Annotated in this window: 11 protein-coding genes; 6 read left to right on the top strand and 5 right to left on the bottom strand. The window is 44.3% G+C overall.

Translation table 11 applies throughout. The features are described from left to right. The first annotated feature begins 57 nt into the window (after nt 1–57). Both rpoC and Xets_RS00320 read left to right on the top strand, forming a co-directional pair. Nucleotides 58–4,284, top strand: coding sequence for a DNA-directed RNA polymerase subunit beta' (gene rpoC, locus Xets_RS00325; RefSeq protein ID WP_099130911.1), 4,227 nt, complete (start codon nt 58–60; stop codon nt 4,282–4,284). 89 nt (nt 4,285–4,373) lie between these two features. Further along, entirely contained in the window at nt 4,374–5,636 is a 1,263-nt protein-coding gene (locus Xets_RS00320; RefSeq protein WP_187651027.1) for a polysaccharide deacetylase family protein, read from the top strand. Nucleotides 5,637–6,094: 458 nt separating this feature from the next. On the opposite strand, the gene malM is transcribed toward Xets_RS00320, so the two are convergent. The 3 genes from malM to malK are packed head-to-tail and all read right to left on the bottom strand — an operon-like array spanning nt 6,095 to nt 9,490. Then, entirely contained in the window at nt 6,095–7,081 is a 987-nt protein-coding gene (malM, locus tag Xets_RS00315; RefSeq protein ID WP_099130909.1) for a maltose operon protein MalM, read from the bottom strand. Continuing rightward, nucleotides 7,081–8,346 (bottom strand): maltoporin, encoded by a 1,266-nt coding sequence (locus Xets_RS00310; RefSeq protein WP_099130908.1) that lies wholly within the window; start codon nt 8,344–8,346, stop codon nt 7,081–7,083. Before Xets_RS00310 ends, malM begins: the two co-directional genes overlap by 1 nt. A gap of 34 nt (nt 8,347–8,380) precedes the next feature. Further along, nucleotides 8,381–9,490, bottom strand: a complete 1,110-nt coding sequence (malK, locus tag Xets_RS00305; protein ID WP_187651026.1) for a maltose/maltodextrin ABC transporter ATP-binding protein MalK — start codon at nt 9,488–9,490, stop codon at nt 8,381–8,383. A gap of 428 nt (nt 9,491–9,918) precedes the next feature. On the opposite strand from malK, the gene malE reads away from it, so the two are divergent. From malE to malG, 3 genes are all read left to right on the top strand, one after another. Continuing rightward, the gene (gene malE, locus Xets_RS00300; RefSeq protein ID WP_187651025.1) at nt 9,919–11,118 is read left to right on the top strand and encodes a maltose/maltodextrin ABC transporter substrate-binding protein MalE; all 1,200 of its coding nucleotides are present in this window, start codon (nt 9,919–9,921) and stop codon (nt 11,116–11,118) included. Nucleotides 11,119–11,207: 89 nt separating this feature from the next. After that, complete coding sequence (malF, locus tag Xets_RS00295; protein WP_099130906.1) at nt 11,208–12,764, top strand: maltose ABC transporter permease MalF; 1,557 nt, start codon at nt 11,208–11,210, stop codon at nt 12,762–12,764. 12 nt (nt 12,765–12,776) lie between these two features. After that, nucleotides 12,777–13,667: a maltose ABC transporter permease MalG gene (gene malG / locus Xets_RS00290; RefSeq protein WP_099130905.1), complete on the top strand. Its 891-nt coding sequence runs from the start codon at nt 12,777–12,779 to the stop codon at nt 13,665–13,667. 95 nt (nt 13,668–13,762) lie between these two features. Here the strand turns inward: malG and malQ are convergent, their stop codons facing one another. After that, complete coding sequence (malQ, locus tag Xets_RS00285) at nt 13,763–15,907, bottom strand: 4-alpha-glucanotransferase (protein ID WP_187651024.1); 2,145 nt, start codon at nt 15,905–15,907, stop codon at nt 13,763–13,765. 9 nt (nt 15,908–15,916) lie between these two features. Next, on the bottom strand, nt 15,917–18,361 hold the full coding sequence (malP, locus tag Xets_RS00280) for a maltodextrin phosphorylase (RefSeq protein ID WP_099130903.1): 2,445 nt from the start codon (nt 18,359–18,361) through the stop codon (nt 15,917–15,919). Between the two features lie 368 nt (nt 18,362–18,729). Between malP and malT the strand changes: the two genes are divergently transcribed. Further along, nucleotides 18,730–21,444: an HTH-type transcriptional regulator MalT gene (gene malT / locus Xets_RS00275; RefSeq protein ID WP_099130902.1), complete on the top strand. Its 2,715-nt coding sequence runs from the start codon at nt 18,730–18,732 to the stop codon at nt 21,442–21,444. The last annotated feature ends 111 nt before the right edge of the window (nt 21,445–21,555 follow it).

The following is a 21,555-nucleotide window of genomic DNA, read 5'->3' as shown; positions in this document are numbered from 1 at the left end:
GAGGGGAGTGGCATGGGCCACTCACCTAACAGGTCTAACTCCGACAGGAGCCATTTCGTGAAAGACTTATTGAAGTTTCTGAAAGCGCAAACCAAGACCGAAGAGTTTGATGCGATCAAAATTGCTCTGGCCTCTCCAGATATGATCCGTTCGTGGTCATTCGGGGAAGTAAAAAAGCCGGAAACTATTAACTACCGTACGTTCAAGCCTGAGCGTGACGGTCTTTTCTGTGCGCGTATTTTCGGGCCAGTAAAAGATTACGAATGCTTGTGTGGTAAATACAAGCGATTGAAACACCGTGGTGTGATTTGTGAGAAATGTGGCGTTGAAGTAACCCAGACTAAAGTTCGTCGTGATCGTATGGGTCACATTGAGCTGGCATCTCCAACCGCTCACATTTGGTTCCTGAAATCTCTGCCATCCCGCATCGGTTTATTGCTGGATATGCCTCTGCGCGATATTGAACGCGTACTGTACTTCGAATCCTATGTGGTTGTTGAAGGGGGTATGACCAGTCTTGAGCGTGCGCAAATCCTGACTGAAGAACAGTATCTGGATGCACTGGAAGAGTTCGGTGATGAATTTGACGCAAAAATGGGTGCAGAAGCAATCCAGGCTTTGCTGAAAAGCATCGATCTGGAAAACGAATGTGAAACCTTGCGCGAAGAGCTGAACGAAACCAACTCTGAAACCAAGCGTAAGAAGTTGACCAAGCGTATTAAACTGCTGGAAGCGTTCATTCAGTCTGGCAACAAACCAGAGTGGATGGTTCTGACCGTTCTACCAGTTCTGCCACCGGATTTGCGTCCATTGGTTCCACTGGATGGTGGCCGTTTCGCAACTTCAGACCTGAACGATCTGTATCGTCGCGTTATTAACCGTAACAACCGTTTGAAGCGTCTGTTGGATCTGGCTGCGCCAGATATCATCGTACGTAACGAAAAACGTATGTTGCAGGAAGCAGTTGATGCGCTGCTGGACAACGGCCGTCGCGGTCGTGCGATTACCGGTTCTAACAAGCGCCCTCTGAAATCCCTGGCAGACATGATCAAGGGTAAACAGGGTCGTTTCCGTCAGAACTTGCTGGGTAAACGTGTTGACTACTCAGGCCGTTCTGTAATTACCGTAGGTCCATACCTGCGTCTGCATCAGTGTGGTCTTCCTAAGAAGATGGCACTGGAACTGTTCAAGCCATTTATTTACGGCAAACTGGAACTGCGTGGCCTGGCGACGACTATCAAAGCCGCCAAGAAAATGGTTGAGCGTGAAGAAGCGGTTGTATGGGATATCCTGGATGAAGTCATCCGTGAGCACCCAGTTCTGCTGAACCGTGCACCAACTCTCCACCGTTTGGGTATTCAGGCATTTGAACCAGTTCTGATCGAAGGTAAAGCTATTCAGTTGCACCCACTAGTGTGTGCGGCATATAACGCCGACTTCGACGGTGACCAGATGGCTGTTCACGTACCGTTGACACTGGAAGCTCAGTTGGAAGCGCGTGCGTTGATGATGTCTACCAACAACATCCTGTCTCCAGCGAGCGGTGAACCAATCATCGTTCCATCTCAGGACGTTGTATTGGGTCTGTACTACATGACCCGTGACTGTGTTAACGCGAAAGGCGAAGGCATGGTTCTGACCGGTCCTAAAGAAGCAGAGCGCGTTTATCGTGCTGGTCTGGCTTCTCTGCATGCCCGTGTCAAAGTTCGTATCACAGAAGAAGTGAGAGATGGCGAAGGCAACGTGACTATCAACACAGGCTTGGTTGATACCACCATCGGTCGTGCCATCCTGTGGATGATTGTACCGCGTGGCTTGCCATACTCATTGATTAACCAGCCACTGGGTAAAAAAGCTATCTCTAAGATGCTGAATACCTGTTACCGCATACTGGGTTTGAAACCAACCGTTATTTTGGCTGACCAGACCATGTATACCGGTTTTGCTTACGCTGCTCGTTCCGGAGTATCCGTAGGTATTGACGACATGGTTATTCCTGAGAAGAAAGAAGGCATCATCGCGGAAGCAGAAGCAGAAGTGGCCGAAATTCAGGAACAGTTCCAGTCAGGTCTGGTAACTGCCGGCGAACGTTATAACAAGGTTATCGATATATGGGCTGCGGCAAACGAACGTGTTGCTAAAGCGATGATGGAAAACTTGTCTACTGAAACGGTTATTAACCGTGACGGTGAAGAAGAACAGCAGGTTTCTTTCAACAATATCTTTATGATGGCCGACTCCGGTGCGCGTGGTTCTGCGGCTCAGATCCGCCAGTTGGCGGGTATGCGTGGTCTGATGGCAACGCCAGATGGCTCCATCATCGAAACCCCAATTACTGCGAACTTCCGTGAAGGTTTGAACGTACTCCAGTACTTCATCTCAACCCACGGTGCTCGTAAAGGTCTTGCGGATACCGCATTGAAAACGGCGAACTCCGGTTACCTGACCCGTCGTCTGGTTGATGTTGCTCAAGACTTGGTAGTAACTGAAGATGACTGTGGTACTCTCGATGGTATCCTGATGACTCCGGTTATCGAAGGTGGTGATGTTAAAGAGCCACTGCGTGAACGTGTATTGGGACGTGTAGCGGCAGAAGACATACTGAAACCAGGTACAGCGGACATTTTGGTTCCACGTAACACATTGCTGAACGAAAAATGGTGTGATCTGTTAGAAGAGAACTCCGTTGACAGCGTGAAAGTACGTTCCGTCGTTAGTTGTGAAACTGACTTCGGTGTTTGTGCGAACTGTTACGGCCGTGACCTTGCTCGTGGTCATCTGATCAACAAAGGTGAAGCGATCGGTGTTATCGCAGCACAGTCAATCGGTGAACCAGGTACACAGTTGACGATGCGTACGTTCCACATCGGTGGTGCGGCATCTCGTGCGGCAGCAGAATCTAGTATTCAGGTGCGTAACAAAGGTCATCTGAAGCTGATCAACGCGAAATTCGTTACGAACTCAGCAAGCAAATTGGTGATTACCTCTCGTAATACCGAATTGCGTCTGATCGACGATTTCGGTCGTACCAAAGAGAGCTATAAAGTACCTTACGGCTCGGTATTGACGAAAGGTGATGGTGAGACAGTAACTGGCGGTGAAACCGTTGCGAACTGGGACCCACACACCATGCCAATCGTGAGTGAAGTATCCGGTATTATCCAGTTCTACGACATGGTTGATGGTCAAACCATTACCCGTCAGACGGATGAGCTGACCGGCCTGTCTTCACTGGTGGTTCTGGATAGTGCAGAGCGTACCGGTAGCGGTAAAGACCTGCGTCCAGCACTGAAAATCGTAGACGCCCAGGGTAACGACGTTCTGATCCCAGGTACAGATATGCCTGCTCAGTACTTCCTGCCGGGTAAAGCGATCGTTCAGTTGGAAGATGGTATGTCCATCTCTGCGGGTGATACATTGGCGCGTATTCCTCAGGAGTCTGGCGGTACTAAAGATATCACCGGTGGTCTGCCACGCGTTGCGGACCTGTTCGAAGCTCGTCGTCCGAAAGAGCCTGCTATCCTGGCAGAAATCAGCGGTATTGTTTCCTTCGGTAAAGAAACCAAAGGCAAGCGCCGTCTGGTAATTACTCCACTGGATGGTGGTGAACCTTACGAAGAGATGATCCCTAAATGGCGTCAGCTCAACGTGTTCGAAGGTGAAGTTGTTGAACGTGGTGACGTGATCTCCGATGGTCCAGAATCTCCACATGACATTCTGCGCCTGCGTGGTGTTCACGCGGTTGCTCGTTACATCACTAACGAAGTACAGGAAGTTTACCGTTTGCAAGGCGTTAAGATTAACGATAAACACATTGAAGTTATCGTTCGTCAGATGCTGCGTAAAGCAACTATTGCGAATGCGGGTAGTTCCGAATTCCTTGAAGGTGAGCAGGTTGAATACGCACGCGTTAAGGTTTCGAACCGCAAACTGGAGCAGGATGGCAAAGTACCAGCTATCTTCCAGCGTGACCTGTTGGGTATCACCAAAGCATCATTGGCAACAGAATCCTTCATCTCTGCGGCGTCGTTCCAGGAAACAACCCGCGTTCTGACTGAGGCAGCTGTTGCAGGTAAACGTGATGAACTGCGTGGCCTGAAAGAGAACGTCATCGTTGGTCGTCTGATCCCTGCGGGTACAGGTTATGCTTACCATCAGGATCGTATCCGCCGTCGTCAAGAAAACGAAGTGGTTGAAGCGCCACAATTTAGCGTTGACGAAGCCACTGCAAACCTTGCTGAATTGTTGAATGCAGGTTTTGGTAGCAGCAGCGATAACGAGTAATCGTGATGCGTAGGATACTCTATATAGATAGTTAATCGTGAAATGCCCTCTCCTGGTAGAGGGCATTTTTTATTGGATGGAAAATTAAAATGAGACGAATTATTTATGTTATTACAATGGGTTTCTTAGTATTTTTGATATTTTTTTCTAATCCGGTTTTATCGCAATACCACTATTTTCCACATTATCATTACATGGAAGTGACTAAAGAGAGTGAAATCTATTCTTGGGTAGGTGAGCATATCATTAAGGTTGGTTTATTCAAGAAAGAACAAGTCCTTAAAGTTGCTGAAGAAGAAGGGGAAGAAAGCGGTAACTATGCGTTTCATTTCGGAAATGGGATAGGGTATATAGCCAAAGGAAATCTAAAGGAAATTCAGAAAACTGCGTTCCCCAGTGATCCCTTTAGCACCAATCCTCTTCACAAAAAAGCCGCCCAAAATTTGATGATAACTAAGGTGGCTCAAGTCTATAGCACGCCTGATACGGATAGCCAACCAATTGCAATTTTGAGGGAAAATCTCCGCTATCCGGTTTTAGACAAATTACAAGATGTTTTCCACCATACTTGGTACGAAATTAATTTGGGTGATCGATTAGGCTACATTAGTGATCGGGATGCTGAATTGGACAATGGCATTCCTTTGTTAACTTATCATCATGTTCTTAAAGATACTAAACGTTTTTTACATACCTCAACAACAACATCCCTGGCTGCCTTTCGTGAGCAGATGGCTTATTTGAAGCGAGCAGGTTATACCACAATTTCATTATATGAATTAGAAGGCTACTTAAATGGTTCCATTAACTTGCCAGCAAAAGTGGTTGGCTTAACCTTTGATGATGGGTTGAAATCCGTTTATCGTTATGCCTATCCAATTTTAAAAGAGAATGGTCAGAAAGCGACACTCTTTATTATTTCATCCAGAGTTAAACGTCATCCGCAAAAATGGGATCCTGATACCCTGCAATTCTTGAGCCTCCCAGAATTATATGCCATACAAGATGTATTTGATTTTCAGTCTCATACCCATTTCTTGCATCGTTTTAGCAAGAATCAACAGCCCATACTATTAAGTCGATCATATCACAATATCCTGTATGATTTCAGGCGTTCCAGACGGGCATTATCACAATTAAATCCCCATGTGCTTCATCTCTCTTATCCTTTTGGTAGATATAATTTAAAGGCAATGAAAGCGGCTAAGCAAGCTGGATTTCATTTGGCTGTTACTACGGTAAAAGGAAAAGTTAAGTTGGGAGATAATCCCTTTTCTTTAAAACGGTTATATATATTGCGCACAGATCCGATTGAAAAAATGGCAAAAATGATTGCTAATAACCCTATTTAACGCCTTTAGGATCGCTTAATAATTGAATATAGGATGTAACATCATTTAGTTGATAAATAATAAGAGAACATTCCAAATGTGATGATTTTTTACTGAGGATAAAAGTGATGGATTTCCTGGGGGTAATATTGGAGTTTTTTACGGTTTCATAAAGTGTATTATCAAGTTCTTTGCATGGATGTTTAATATTGCCATAAAAGAAACTGTTATTTTATTGGTTTCTATAAGTGTTTTATTATTACTAATGTTTATTTGCTGGGTTTATTAAGTTATTGAAGGAAAAAATAATAAACTATCTGAATAAGAAAGAATTATTTTAAGTAAATATAATGGTAGCAATAGTATGGATATGTAATGAAAACTTATCTGAGAAGAATGATGAATTTTTATCATGTTAAGAGCCTATTCCCTTAGGCTCTTAAGTTAGATATATCTCTATAATTATTTGATGAATCAATTTATTTTTTGTTTTTTATCATCTTGATAAAAGTTTCCCGTGCAGTTGGGGAACCAAGTCGTTCTGCTTCATCTAACAGTTTCAATGCCTTATCAACATCACCATTGTTAATAGCTCTTTTGATAGCGTCATTGAAATACCGTTCGGTATCGTTCAGTACAGGTTTAACTACTGGGGCAGCAGATTGCGGTGCATCAGTCGGGGTTGTTCTTAACGGAGATGTAGATACTTGTGTAGAACCGATGGTGACTGGTTTAGGTGTAGGTGAAGAAAATACCTGGCCTATCAGGATATTACCTGCATTGCTTTCTGATTGCACTTTTAACGTTAATGTACCTGTTTCTGTGTGGTGAGCGATCGGATCTGGAATATCCGGCACAGAATTACCGACACCTTTAGCATAAGCCTTAGCAGGATCGACCATTTGTGTCGAAGCTTGTAAATCAGAACGAGTGGTATAAATCAGTAAATAGATTCTCTGTTGTCCCAATGCTGGTGTCAGCTTTAACACTCCTTCAAGCCGATCGGTGGACATAATACCTGGTTGTTGATAGCGGAAATAGTGGCTTGGATAAAAGGCCGCAGGATGGAGTTGTTCATCAAAGACTAAAACATTTGGTGAGTATACCTGCTTATCTTTTATCAGACTGTTCAGGGTGATTGCCAATGAGCCTTGATTGGCCGGTAAAGCAAATGTGGCTACCGCACCTTGAACATGATCATCATTAAGCTGCTGTGATGTGCTCTCAAGAATAATAGTCTGTGTGTCATGAGTATTGATGGGTTGCCACTGTAATTTCTGCAAGGTTGACAAAGGCAAAGTTGGCGCAGCACTGGTTGTTTCTATGCCAGGTTTTGCCCTATTGGTTATTGCGATACCGGATGTTGCTGTATCAGACAGTGCGATATCTGACGCGGCATAACTCACTGCCGGAATCATGTTGCAGAATAGGGCACTGAGGCAAAGTGAGAGTAATTGCTTTTTCATTACCACCAAGCCTCAAATTGGGCACCAAATGTAAACTCATCGCTGTTCCCACGACTGAATTGATGTACGGGTGTATCATGGTAGGCAATGCCATTGTCATAGCCCCATTTTTCATTCCATTTGGAGTAAGTGGTGAATAAACGGATAGCAGGGCGTGACCACATGCTGTCACCTGCTTGCCACTGTTGGGCCAGCGTGATTTTGAACTGATCATTGTTTGCTTTGGTGCGTTGTGACTTCACATGGTCATAACCCACTTCCATTAAGGTACTCATTATCGGTGTCCACTTATACATTGGGCGGACACCTACGGTGTACCATGTGTTGCCATTGTTATTGTCGAGGTCAATGTTTTGATACATGGCGGCATACATGAGATCCCATTTCTTGGTGATACTAATGGCACCATGATTCAGAACGCGCAGCATATGACCGTCATTATTCACATTAGCACCTTCGGCACGCCCATTACCGCTGGAAGTCATAGCGTCAGTTGCGTACTGTAAGACAAATTTGTTGAAACCACCTAACAGGCTTTGGGTATGTTCGGCAGTCAGCATTACGCCGTCTTTAGGTGCTTGTTTATTAAGGTGATATCCCTTACGTGTATTTGCCCGCCCATAATCAATACCAAGCTCCAGTGTACCGCCAGCATTAACAGGTAAGTTGGCTAACCGTATATCAAAAATGTCATTTGAGGTTGATTGACCTTTTTTATCGGATTTATCATCAATCCATCCATATGAACCGCCTTCTTCTGTATTACGGGTTACAGCGAAGGAAAGTTTGCCAAAACCAAGGTCAATATTTTCCAATCCTGCACCTGGACCAGAAATATCCCAATAATAGAAGTCGATCATATGTACATCGTGACGCTGGTAGAAACGTTTACCGGCCCACAGTGTTGAACCAGGCAACCAATCAATGAGATTGGTTGCTTGCACATTGACTTCACGAAAACCAGGTTTGGTATCTTCCCAGTCTTTTTGCTGACTGACGGAATAGGCTAAATTGGTATCAAAATAGAAACGTTTATTACCTTCTTTCCATAACTCTTGCCCTAACTTAAGTTCAGCATAGGTTTCACATTCGTTGCCGAGACGGTATTTACTCGGTGCTCCAGTGACTTTGGCACATTTCTGCTCACCACCATTACCAGTCCAGCCAATGCCTGAACGGGCATAGCCGTGGAAGTCAACAGCAATAGCTTGCGTGGATAATAAACCAGTAGTTAGCATAGCCAATGAGAGAGACAATATACGCATAATGATTCTCCTGTTATTTTTTATGGCCGCGGATCTAGATTCCGGGTTCTTTATGTAAACGCTGACATGCAGTTCCATCTTCACGGAAAAGATGACATCGGTGAGGAGCTAGTCCGATAGAGAAATCTGCACCTTCTTTAACGAGAACAATATCAGGTTGGCGGTAAACCAAATTTTGATGAATGGCAGGTATGCGGATGTGAATCTGGGTTTCGTTCCCCAGTTGTTCAACGATCTGTACTGTCCCCTCTAACGTAACATCGGCTACATCATTAGGCAAAAGATGTTCGGGGCGAATTCCCAAAGATACATTACTACCGACCGTTAGCCCTTTGCTTTCAACTGGCAACCAAACTGGCTGACCGTTAGGCAGGATGATTTGTACCTGATCAACAGCAATTGCTGAGACTTTGACTGGCAGGAAATTCATTTTCGGTGAACCAATGAAACCTGCAACAAAGCGATTGGCAGGATAGTGATAGATTTCAAGTGGCTTACCAACCTGAGCAATATTGCCCCCATCCAGAACCACAATTTTATCTGCCAGAGTCATGGCTTCGGTTTGGTCATGAGTGACATAGACCATTGTACGTTGTAGTCGTTTGTGTAGACGTGAAATTTCAATTCTCATCTGTACACGCAGAGCCGCATCCAGATTGGAAAGCGGTTCATCCAGCAGAAAGATATTGGGTTCAGCAACGAGTGTTCTGCCAATGGCGACTCGCTGGCGTTGGCCACCGGACAGTGCCTTAGGACGGCGTTCCAGTAGATGGGCAAGCTGGAGGGTTTCTGCAACTTGTTGCACTCGTTTGTGGATATCGCTTTTTTTGACTCCAGCCAGCTTCATGCCGAACGACATATTGTCTGCAACAGAGAGATGGGGATATAGTGCATAAGATTGAAAAACCATGCCGATACTGCGCTTGGCTGGTGGAACATCATTCATTCGTTTTCCGTCTATCAGCAAATCACCGGATGTAATGTCTTCCAATCCCGCGATCATCCTTAGTAGCGTCGATTTCCCACATCCTGACGGACCGACAAATACGACGAATTCTCCTTCCTGAATATCAAGATTAAGATTTTTGGAGATGACAGTTTCACCATATGATTTAGATACATTGCGGAATGTGATGCTAGACATTTGTTCCCTCCCTCGGATTTGCCATCTCAGTTTTTTTGTTCGTTTCCGATTCGTCTTCGTTTCCTATTTGTCGCCACGAGAAACTTAGTGAAAAACTGATGGCTGGATTGTGTATAAAATAACAGGCGCGACAATCCTCCATCCCAGAATTTTTGATGGTGGAGGAGCCAGGAGGACGAGATTAATGTGATTGAGAAAGAAAGAAGAAAATTGTCAGGTAAGATGTGATTTAAATCGCAAAAAAGGACGCTATATTGATGTTAACGTTCTGATTTTAATTGTTTTTGTAAGCGAGTTCACACTCATACAGTATGAGGCGTAGAACAGGGGAGGATGAGTCTTTTTTACATTGATTGCACACTGGTGCCATTTTATCGCGATGTAACAAAGATAATTATCTTGAACTAACAAATGAAAAAGGCGGAATGATGACCAAGAAAATTTTAAAAGTGGGGACTCATACCCTGATGCTTTCCGTTTTAACAACATGTGTATTGTCTGCTTCGGTTTTTGCGAAACCGGAAGAAGGAAAGTTGGTCATTTGGATCAATGGTGATAAAGGTTATAACGGACTGGCACAGGTTGGTGAAAAATTTGCAAAAGAAACGGGAATTCCTGTCACTGTCGAGCATCCAGACAAACTGGAAGAAAAATATACCCAAATTGCAGCCAGTGGAGATGGGCCGGATATTATTTTCTGGGCACATGATCGCTTTGGTGGTTATGCCCAATCAGGGTTAGTTGCTGAAATTACTCCTGATAAATCGTTTATTGATAAGCTATTTCCCTTTACGTGGGATGCCGTTCGTTACGATGGTAAATTAGTAGGATACCCTGTCGCAGTTGAAGCCCTTTCTCTTATCTACAATAAAGACTTGATTAAATCTCCCCCTAAAACATGGGAAGAAATCCCTGCCTTGGATAATGCGCTGAAAAAGCAAAATAAAAACGCAATCATGTTCAATTTGCAAGAACCGTATTTCACTTGGCCACTGATTGCTGCTGATGGTGGATATGCCTTCAAGGCAGAGAACGGTACTTATAATGTTAAAGACAGCGGAGTGAATAATGCGGGTTCTAAAGCGGGACTGAAATTTCTGGTTGATTTAGTCAAAAATAAACATCTCAATGCAGATATCGATTACTCCATCGCCGAAGCTGCCTTTAATAAGGGCAAAGCAGCAATGACGATTAATGGTCCTTGGTCATGGGCGAATGTCGATAAAAGTAAGATCAATTACGGCGTTACCCTATTACCAACCTTTAAAGGAAAACCCTCTAAACCTTTTGTTGGCATTTTAACTGCGGGAATTAATGCGGCCAGTCCTAATAAAGAGTTAGCGAAAGAATTTTTGGAAAATTACCTGCTTACCAATGAAGGGCTGGCAACGATGGACAAAGATAAACCGCTGGGAGCGGTGGCTTTGAAATCCTATCAGGAGATCTTGACGAAAGATCCACGTATTGCTGCCACGATGGCAAATGCTCAAAATGGAGAAATTATGCCGAATATTTCCCAAATGAGTAGTTTTTGGTACGCAATGCGTAGCGCTGTTCTTAACACGGTCAGTGGGCGTCAGACAATAGATGCTGCCCTTAATGATGCTGAAGCGAGAATGACAAAATAAACGAATGACAGGCTCCTGAGTTTAAGGAGCCTTAGCTCTTATTGTGATGGTGTTGGATAATCACAATTGTTGGTAACAGGAAGTGCAAGATGTCAGCGACATTAGAAAAAACAGTATGGTGGCAGCATCCTGCCCTGAAATGGTTTGCTGTAGGTATTTGCCTACTTTTTACAGGTTATCTGGTTGTGCTGATGTATGCACAGGGAGAGTACCTGTTTGCTATGGTGACACTGGTATTACTGGGAAGCGGTATCTATGTTTTTTCCAACAGGAAAGCATCTGTTTGGCGCTATACCTACCCTGGAATTGCTGGAATAGGGATATTTATACTGTTTCCACTTATCTGCACGATTGCTATTGCTTTTACAAATTATAGCAGTACCAACCAATTAACGTTTGAACGCGCTCAAGTGGTATTAATGAGTCGTCACTATCAGACAGGGGAACCATTTAATTTCAAACTCTATCCGGTATCTGAACAGTGGGTCTTGGCTTTGAGCGCTCCTGATAGCACTCATTTATTGGCATCAGAGCCTTTTTCGCTGGCGGGAACGGAAGAAATTATTCTGTCTCTCCATGAACAGGAGAAAAAACTTGAAGGCAATGCTGCGACATTGCGCACTATTACTCAGTATCGGCAGGCATTGAGCCAATTGGTAGTCGTTCTTCCTGATGGCAGTAAACTGAGAATGAGTTCCTTACGTCAGTTCTCTGCTATAAATCCGCTTTATTCCCTTGATGAAGATGGGATTACACTGACCGATAGACAAACTGGTATACGATACCAACCGAATATGGATACAGGGTTCTACCAATCCATTAATGCTGAAGGAGAATGGACTAAGGAAACGTTAAGTCCTGGGTTTACGGTTTCTATTGGTTGGAAAAATTTTCTACGGGTGATACAGGATGAGGGTATCCAAAAACCTTTTCTGTCCATTTTTGTCTGGACAGTAGTTTTCTCCCTAGTGACAGTGGCATTGACGGTTACCCTAGGAATGGTTCTCGCTTGTATTGTACAGTGGGAGGCGCTTAAGGGACGAGCGATTTACCGTGTACTGCTTATTTTACCTTATGCTGTTCCTTCGTTTATTTCCATTCTGATTTTCAAAGGATTATTTAACCAAAGTTTTGGTGAAATTAATCTGGTGCTAAATGGGTTGTTTGGTATTAAACCGGATTGGTTTACAGATCCGACACTAGCTCGAACCATGTTGATTATTGTAAATACGTGGTTGGGTTATCCCTATATGATGATTCTTTGCATGGGATTACTGAAATCTATTCCTGATGACCTTTATGAGGCATCAGCACTTGATGGTGCAGGGCCATGGCGGAATTTTACCAAAATTACTTTTCCATTATTGATTAAGCCATTGACGCCGTTGATGATTGCCAGCTTTGCTTTTAATTTTAATAACTTTGTCCTGATTCAATTGCTAACCACTGGTAAACCTGATCATATTGGTACATCGACCCCAGCGGGTTATACCGATCTTTTGGTAAATTATACCTACCGTATCGCATTTGAAGGGGGTGGTGGACAGGATTTTGGTCTGGCCGCAGCAATTGCAACATTGATCTTCTTATTGGTGGGGGCATTAGCCATCATCAATTTGAAAACTGCCCGCATGAAATTTGATTAAGGAGGAAAGAAGATGGCGATGGTACAACCCAAATCGCAACGATGGCGGGTATGGGGAACACATGTATTAATGCTGGCTTTTATTGCCATGATTTTGTTTCCTCTGCTGATGGTCATTGCTATTTCTTTGCGTCCGGGTAATTTTGCTACGGGTAACCTGATTCCAGACACCGTTTCATGGGAACACTGGAAGCTGGCACTTGGTTATAGGGTGGAATCTGCTGATGGACACGTCATGCTTCCCCCATTTCCGGTTATGCAATGGCTTTGGAACTCTGTAAAGGTTGCCTTGATTACGGCCACTGGCATTGTGGCATTATCAACGACGTGTGCTTATGCCTTTGCTCGAATGCGTTTTCGTGGAAAAAGCACCTTACTTAAAGCGATGTTAATTTTTCAAATGTTTCCGGCGGTACTTTCTTTGGTGGCACTATATGCCTTGTTTGATCGGTTAGGAGAATATATTCCTTTCCTTGGTCTCAATACCCACGGTGGTGTGATTTTTGCCTACCTAGGCGGAATTGCTTTGCATGTATGGACGATAAAAGGTTATTTCGAAACGATAGATCGTTCTTTGGAAGAAGCAGCTATGTTGGATGGCGCGACATCGTGGCAAATTTTCCGTTTGATACTGTTGCCACTGTCTGTGCCTATATTGGCTGTAGTATTTATTTTGTCGTTTATTGGTGTGATTACCGAAGTACCAGTTGCATCTCTGCTATTACGTGATGTGGATAATTACACACTGGCAGTGGGAATGCAGCAATATCTTCATCCACAGAACTATCTCTGGGGAGATTTTGCCGCTGCGGCTGTGCTGTCTGCTATTCCTATCACGGCGGTTTTCTTACTTGCCCAACGTTGGTTAGTAGGTGGATTAACATCGGGAGGCGTGAAAGGCTGATCCTCTCCCCAATCATATTTAGCTATATGATTGGGGATTTGTTTTATTGCCGCTGGGATGTAATTTGGGTAAATAGCTGTTAGTTCAGTCAGTTATTAACCCTGTTTTCGGCATTCTCCAATTGTTTGTAACAGATGGTTGATATGGGCATCTGCAAATATAGTTTCCAACGTAGAAGTAAGTTTTCGTCGCCAGTTGGGATATTCCTCTGTTGTGCCAGGAATATTAACGGGGCGTTCCATATCCAGCCAATCTTCAGGTTGTAATCCTAATAAGGCACAGGCGCTATGGGCTATATAGCGGTGTATGCTTTGATTTATAGCGTGTGACATCGGATATTCTATTTGTGCCAGTGATACCGCTCCCTGAAATGGGGAGAAGGTATCTGTCTTGGGCAATTCTTCTGGTAAATAGCCGTGACGATTTAAACTGGTTAATAGCGCTTGCTTGCAGCGTTTGCGTTCTGAATATAAATCAGCAAGAAGAGCTTTATCAGGGTATAAACCGATGGCTTCACCTAAGGTGAGATCTTCATTTTGCCAGAATCCGCGCAAAGTAGGTAAGTCATGGGTAGTAATGGTTGCCATTGCCTGCACGGGATATTCATCGGGAGAACGGTATTCACCCTGCTCATTGCGTTCGAAATAAAATACCTTATAGGAATAAACACCTCTGTCCCGTAACTTATCGACAATTTCTTCCGGTACAATCCCCAAATCTTCGCCTATCACCAGGCAATGATTGCGTTGGCTTTCTAATGCCAATATTGCCAGCAGATCGTCAACTGGATAATGGACATAAACGCCTTTATCGGCAGTTTCTCCTTGTGGTATCCACCAGAGCCTGAGCAATGACATCACATGATCGATACGCAATGCGCCGCAATGACGCATATTGCTACGCAGTAATTCAATGAAAGGTTGATAGGCTTGGGCTTTTAATACATGGGGATTCATTGGCGGAAGCCCCCAATTTTGCCCCCGTGGCCCCAGAATATCGGGGGGTGCTCCGACAGATGCCTTAGTGCAATAGATGCTTCGGTTACACCAGGTTTCTGAACCTCCTTGGGCGACACCGACGGCAAGATCGCGGTAAATGCCAATCGGCATGTGATGAGTTTGGCTGGTAGTGAAGCACTCGGCAAGCTGGGTATCAGCCAGCCATTGCAGCCAAAGGAAAAACTCTATCTCCTGTGGATGTGCATGACAGAATGCCTTAACCGCATCACTCTCTGGTTCATGGTATTCTTCCGGCCATACAGGCCAGCCCCAATAAACATTATTTTCCCCATATAGCTTATGGTGTAGAACATCATACACAGCTTGATAATAAAGGTTTTTGCCTCCTTTGATTACAAACTGTTGGAAAGCGATCTGTTGGGGGTCATCGTCAGAACGGCGCTTAAATTGCGGATAAGTCAGACGCAATGCAGCCATTTTTAGAGACATTACTGTGGTGTAATCAACCCATTCTTCTTGGCGGGCTTGCTGGAGTTTGGATTGTGTTTCCGCTGAATGCCACCACTCTTGTGCTTCGACGCTATAACTAAAGTCTTCTATCTGGTGCACGGCAATATAGATGATATTGAGCCAGTGGCGGGAAGATGGACTGTAAGGGCTGGCATTTTCAGGCATTGCAGGATATATGGTATGAAGAGGATTCAGGCCAACAAAGGCACCACCACGCTGTGCCAGTTCTTGCAGCATATATTTCAGATCGCCAAAATCACCAATTCCCCAGTTATTTTCTGATCGCAGGGTGTAAAGCTGGACGCAAGCACCCCAAAGTTTTTCTCCACGTGTTATGGCATCGGGTTCATAACAACGTTCAGGGGCAACAATAAGTTGTATAGAGTATTGCTGAGAGTCAGTTTCTGGTTTCGTCTCCGATATCAGGTTCAGCGTGTGGTATCCCAGGGGGAGATTTGCAGGCAACATGAGCTGATGTTGGCAGTAACCCTGGAATATCTGCCCTTGTTCAGTATGTATCTGCCACTGGTAATTATCTATATCCTCCAGAGGCAGGGTTATCCTTTGTTCCTGAATAACCACCTTAACATTAGGTAAGGGGGAAGCGTGTAAATGAGAAACCGGCCTCCCGACCGGTATATCTGTACTCATGGCTTCCAATATTCGATGCCTGATTTCAGCGGGGATCGCCTGGGGTTTTCCATAGGCATTAATATATTCGCTGACAATGCCGGCCTCAGTTGCCAATTCATTGAGGCAGTTGTTTTCCATACTAAACCCTTATTTGGTTTGCCAGATACGTTGTTGATAATCCTGAATAGCACGATCAGAACTAAAGTTACCCATTCGGGCGGTATTGAGTACAGTACTGCGCGTCCAGCCTTGGGCATCGCGATATCGAGTGTCAATTTGTTTGTGGGCATGGCAATAAGAGGCAAAATCAGCCAGCACTAAATAAGGGTCACCACCGTCAGTCAGGCTATGTATCATAAGATCAAATGCGTGCGTATCTCCGTGGCTGAATTCACCATTAGCAAGGGAACCAAGGATATCTTTCAGATGCTGATTCTGTTGAAGTACATCTTGTGGATTGTAGTCACTGTTTAGTAAAGCTTTGGCCTCTTCTACGGTCTTGCCGAAAATAAAGATATGGTCGTTTCCAACTTGTTCGGCAATTTCGACATTCGCGCCGTCTAGTGTCCCAATGGTTAGTGCGCCGTTTAAGGCCAATTTCATATTGCCTGTACCAGAGGCTTCTTTGCCCGCTGTAGAGATTTGTTCTGACACATCGGCCGCTGGGATCATCAGTTCCGCAGCGGAAACATTGTAATCGGGGATAAAAGCAATTTTGATGCGATCACGGACAAGCGGATCATGATTGATCTTTTCGGCGGCATGATTGATGGCCGAGATGATGTTTTTCGCCAGATAGTAGCCGGGAGCTGCTTTGGCACCGAACAGGAAAACACGGGGATGGATATCTAAGGCCGGATTTTCCTGAATCTGCCGATAAAGTGACAAGATATGGAGCAGGTTCAGATGTTGACGTTTGTATTCATGCAGACGTTTTATCTGTATATCGAAAATAGCATGGGGATCAATTTTCAGTCCCATTACTTTATTGACATAGTTGGACAGGCGAATTTTATTGTCTTGCTTAACGGCTCGATAAGTGTCACGGAAGGCAGAATCGTCGGCATAAGGTTCGAGTTGTTTCAAAGCAGCGAGATTATTCACCCACTCATGACCTAATGTTTGGTCAATTAACGAAGAGAGTGCAGGGTTACATTGTTTTAACCAACGACGCGGAGTTACACCATTAGTCACGTTGTGGAATTTAGTTGGCCATAGTTGGTGATACTCAGGGAACAGATCTGTCACTATCAAGGATGAATGTAGGGCAGCGACTCCGTTGATGGCAAAGCAGGCGACAACACACAGGTTAGCCATTCTGACCTGATTGTCATGGATAACTGCCAATTTTTCCCAGATTTGTTGGTTATCAGGCCAGATTTGTTCCACAGTTTTTTTAAAACGTCGGTTGATTTCCTGGATGATGCGGTGATGGCGTGGCAAAAGCTCACTCATCAATTGTTCATCCCAACGTTCTAGGCCCTCTGGCAGCAAGGTATGGTTGGTATAGGCGAAAGTTTTTCCTGTGATTTCCCATGCGGTTTCCCAACTTAACTGGTATTCATCAAGCAGAAGACGCATCATTTCAGGGATTGCGATAGTTGGGTGAGTATCGTTAAGCTGGATAACTTCGTATTGTGCTAGCGCTTCTATTTTGCGCTCTGCTTGTTGGTGGCGGCGCAGAATATCTGCCACGGCACAAGCACATTGAAAATATTGTTGCATCAGGCGTAGTCGTTTACCTGCCTGATGATTATCATTCGGGTAGAGAACTTTAGTCAGGCTGGCGGCTTCAATGCCTTGTTGTTCAGCGTGCAGGAACTCCCCATCATTGAAAAGTGACAAATCAAAGGGGTTATCGTATGTTGCTTGCCATAGGCGAAGTGGTTGGGTTACACCATTGTTATACCCAATCACGGGTAAATCCCATGCTTCACCAATCAGAGTAAACGCGGGAGCCCAATTTTCATGGCCATCGGCAGTTGTCACGATTTCGCCACCAAAACTGACGTTGACTTTTAATTGTGTGTTATGGCGAAACCACGGATAGGACTCGCGTTCCCAATTATCAGGTGTTTCAATTTGTTGCCCCTTTTTAAAGGATTGGCGGAAAAGACCATATTGATAATTGAGACCATACCCTGTAGCAGGTTGATTGATCGTCGCCATTGAGTCGAGAAAACAGGCTGCTAGCCTCCCTAACCCACCATTGCCCAATGCGGGATCGGTTTCTTCTTCCAGTACGTCACTCAACATGATGCCATCTTCTGCCAGATAGGATTGAATATCGTTATACCAACCAAGATTCAACAAGTTGTTGGCTGTCAGTCGGCCTATCAGAAATTCCATCGAGATATAGTTCACGTGGCGTTGGCTGTCAGAGGATGGATTGGCATGGTTTTGCTGAGTGGCTAGGGGGAGTAATTCAGATACCGCTGCACTAATGGCCTGCCACCACTGATGTGGAGTCATTTCCTGGGCTGAACTGAGACCGAAAGATTGCCATTGGCGTGTCAGTGCGGCTTGAAATAAGGCTTTATCGAGTTTCAGATTTTTATCTAATGTAGATGATTTTAATGTAGATAATTGCATGGCGTTGCATCCTGTCACTAACTGAGGAAAGTTTGGAGAATTATTTACGGGGATATGCTGAAGGTTAGTGGCTTGGGAAACATCATCCTGTGAAAATATTCGCGGGGGAGGAGCGCAAGGGCGTAGCTATTTCTTTCGAGCTTTTTCGCAATTTCATAGAGAAATAGCAAGGTTGCAACCAAAGAATGTGACAAGGTGCAATTTAACACAATGAAATTAATCAACTTGTTTGCAAAAGATGGGCGTTTCTCTACATTTGTTGGTCGTAAAGGAATGTTAATGTGTAAGTGACTTAATAGTGTCAAACAGAATTCAGGTATCAGTTTTATTCGTTGCTTTTATTCATTGCGTGTGAGGGGAGAAATTTAATGCTTATCCCATCGAAACTCAGTCGCCCCCTTCGACTCAATAATATGGTTATGCGGGAGCGCCTGTTGGAAAAGTTCAATGAAATTCAGGATTATCGATTGGTATTGATAACCAGTCCCGCAGGGTATGGCAAAACGACCTTGATGTCACAATGGGCTGCCGGACAGGAGCATCTGGGATGGTATTCTCTCGATGATAGTGATAACCAGCCAGAACGTTTCGCTAGCTATCTGATTGCAGCCGTTCAGCAGGCAACGCAGGGACACTGTGTGAAAAGTGAGGTACTGGCCCAGAAACATCAATATGCCAGCTTATCTGCACTGTTTGCGCAATTATTTATTGAACTTAGCGAATGGCAGCAACCGATTTTTTTGGTGATTGATGATTATCATCTGATAGTGAATGGGATTATTCATGAAGCAATGCGCTTTTTTCTCCGCCACCAACCAGAAAATTTAACATTAGTGGTGCTATCACGCCATTTGCCATCGTTGGGAATTGCCAACTTACGCGTGCGTGAACAGTTATTGGAGATTGATAGCCAGCAGTTGGCTTTTGATTATCAGGAAACCCAGCAATTTTTTGCTAAGCGGTTAGCCAATCCATTGGCGCCTGAACACTGCGAACAGTTATGTAATGACGTTGCTGGGTGGGCAACGGCCTTGCAACTGATTGCCCTTTCTGCCCGTCAATCCGGTAATACGACTGAAAGTTCAGCAAAGCGCCTTTCGGGGATTAATGCCAGCCATCTTGCTGATTACCTTGTAGATGAAGTTTTAAACCGAGTGGATCAGAAGACGCGGAATTTCTTGTTGCATAGTTCTATTCTGCGCTCCATGAATGATGGACTGATTACTTGCCTAACGGGAGAGGAAAACGGTCAGCAACGTCTGGAAGATATTGAACGACAGGGGTTGTTTATTCAGCGAATGGATGATTCTGGTGAGTGGTTCTGTTTTCATCCTTTGTTTGCTTCATTTTTGCGTCAACGTTGTCAATGGGAAATGGCAGCAAAATTGCCCGAGTTACATCGAGCAGCCGTGCGAGGATGGCTGATGCAGGGATATCCCGGGGAGGCTATTCATCACGCCCTGGCAGCGGGAGATACTATCTTGTTACGGGATATTTTGTTGCAACATGCCTGGGAGTTATTTAACCACAGTAAACTTTCCCTATTGGGAGAGTGTATGAATGCACTGCCGTATGAACAGTTACTGGAAAGTCCTCGCCTGGTACTGTTGCAAGCGTGGCTGGCACAAAGTCAGCATCGCTACTATGAGGTAAATGCATTATTGAATCAGGCAGAGCAATCACTAAAGCAGAAGCAAATAGCCATTGAGCCGGAATTACTGGCAGAGTTTGATGCCCTGAGAGCGCAAGTGGCGTTGAATGATGGGCGACCCGTCGATGCTGATGTTTTGGCCGAAAAAGCGTTGGCTAACTTACTTCCAAGTAATCAATATGGCCGTATTGTAGCGATGTCAGTAAAAGGGGAAGTATTGCATTGCAATGGTCAGTTGGTCAGTGCATTGGCATTAATGAAGCAAACGGAGCAGCTTGCCCGCCTTTGTCATGTTTATCACTATGCTTTATGGGCGTTATTGCAACAAAGTGAAATTTTACTGGCACAAGGTTATTTGCAGGCGGCTTATGATACCCAGTCCCATGCTTTTGATTTAATCCGTGAACAGCATCTGGAGCAGTTGCCGATGCATGAGTTTCTATTGAGGATACGTTCACAACTTTTGTGGTGTTGGGCCCGTATTGATGACTCAGAAGAGGCAGCGCGTCAAGGGTTGGAAGTGTTGGACAATTACCAGCCACAGCAGCAATTACAATGTCTTACCCAACTGGCGAAATGTTCTTTGGTAAGGGGTGATATTGATAACGCTCGCCGTTACTTGACTCGCTGCGAAAATTTACTGAGTAATGGGCAGTATCACCGCGATTGGCGAACGAATACTGACGAGTTGCGTGTCATTATTTGGCAGACTTTGGAAGATAGCAATTCCTTGACTCAATGGTTGGTACAGGCAGAACGACCAGAGAGCTTTTGTAACCATTTCAATCAAAATCAATGGCGCAATATTGCACGGGCTAAAATCTTACTGGATCAGCATGAGGAAGCTGAATCTATTCTGGTGAAACTGAATGAATATGCCAGAAAATTGGCACTGGTCAGCGATTTGAATCGTAATCTTCTGTTGTGTAATTTGCTTTATTGGCAGCTTGGACGCAAGGCTGAGGCTCAGGATGTTTTGATAGAAGCCTTGAATTTGGCTAACTGCACAGGGTTCATCAGCCATTTTGTTATTGAAGGTGAGTTGATGGCATTGCAACTGCGCCAGCTTATCCAACTGAATATCTTGCCTGAAATGGAACAGCATAGAGCTCAGCGTATTCTCCGAGAAATCAATCGACAGCACCGGCATAAATTTGCCCATTTTGACGAAACGTTTGTAGAACAATTGCTCACTCATCCTGATGTGCCTGAGCTTATCCGTAATAGTCCACTAACTCAGCGTGAATGGCAGGTGCTGGGGTTAATTTATTCTGGTTACAGTAACGATCAAATTGCTACGGAACTGGATGTGGCAGCGACCACGATAAAAACCCATATACGTAATTTATACCAAAAAATGGGAATTACTCATCGACAAGAGGCTATTCAACAAGCCCAGAAATTAATGCAAATGATGGGATTGGGAGTTTAGTTATTAATTTCTAAATGTGATTTGTTTTGTATTTAATATAATTAATAGATATTAATGAATAAATATATGATTTTTCAAGTTTAAATTAAATTTTAAATTTGCTTAATATTT

This window comes from Xenorhabdus sp. TS4 (assembly GCF_014467265.1).
GTDB lineage: Bacteria > Pseudomonadota > Gammaproteobacteria > Enterobacterales > Enterobacteriaceae > Xenorhabdus > Xenorhabdus ehlersii.
Note: the sequence above shows the minus strand (reverse complement) of the source record. Positions and strands in the feature narration are given on the sequence as shown.

What these genes read in the sequence shown, in the direction of transcription:
- malT (WP_099130902.1), top strand. Translation starts at nt 18,730, where the DNA reads ATGCTTATCCCATCGAAACTCAGTCGCCCCCTTCGACTCAATAATATG.
- Xets_RS00320 (WP_187651027.1), top strand. Translation starts at nt 4,374, where the DNA reads ATGAGACGAATTATTTATGTTATTACAATGGGTTTCTTAGTATTTTTG.
- malP (WP_099130903.1), bottom strand. Translation starts at nt 18,361, where the DNA reads ATGCAATTATCTACATTAAAATCATCTACATTAGATAAAAATCTGAAA.
- malF (WP_099130906.1), top strand. Translation starts at nt 11,208, where the DNA reads ATGTCAGCGACATTAGAAAAAACAGTATGGTGGCAGCATCCTGCCCTG.
- malG (WP_099130905.1), top strand. Translation starts at nt 12,777, where the DNA reads ATGGCGATGGTACAACCCAAATCGCAACGATGGCGGGTATGGGGAACA.
- malM (WP_099130909.1), bottom strand. Translation starts at nt 7,081, where the DNA reads ATGAAAAAGCAATTACTCTCACTTTGCCTCAGTGCCCTATTCTGCAAC.
- malQ (WP_187651024.1), bottom strand. Translation starts at nt 15,907, where the DNA reads ATGGAAAACAACTGCCTCAATGAATTGGCAACTGAGGCCGGCATTGTC.
- Xets_RS00310 (WP_099130908.1), bottom strand. Translation starts at nt 8,346, where the DNA reads ATGCGTATATTGTCTCTCTCATTGGCTATGCTAACTACTGGTTTATTA.
- malE (WP_187651025.1), top strand. Translation starts at nt 9,919, where the DNA reads ATGACCAAGAAAATTTTAAAAGTGGGGACTCATACCCTGATGCTTTCC.
- malK (WP_187651026.1), bottom strand. Translation starts at nt 9,490, where the DNA reads ATGTCTAGCATCACATTCCGCAATGTATCTAAATCATATGGTGAAACT.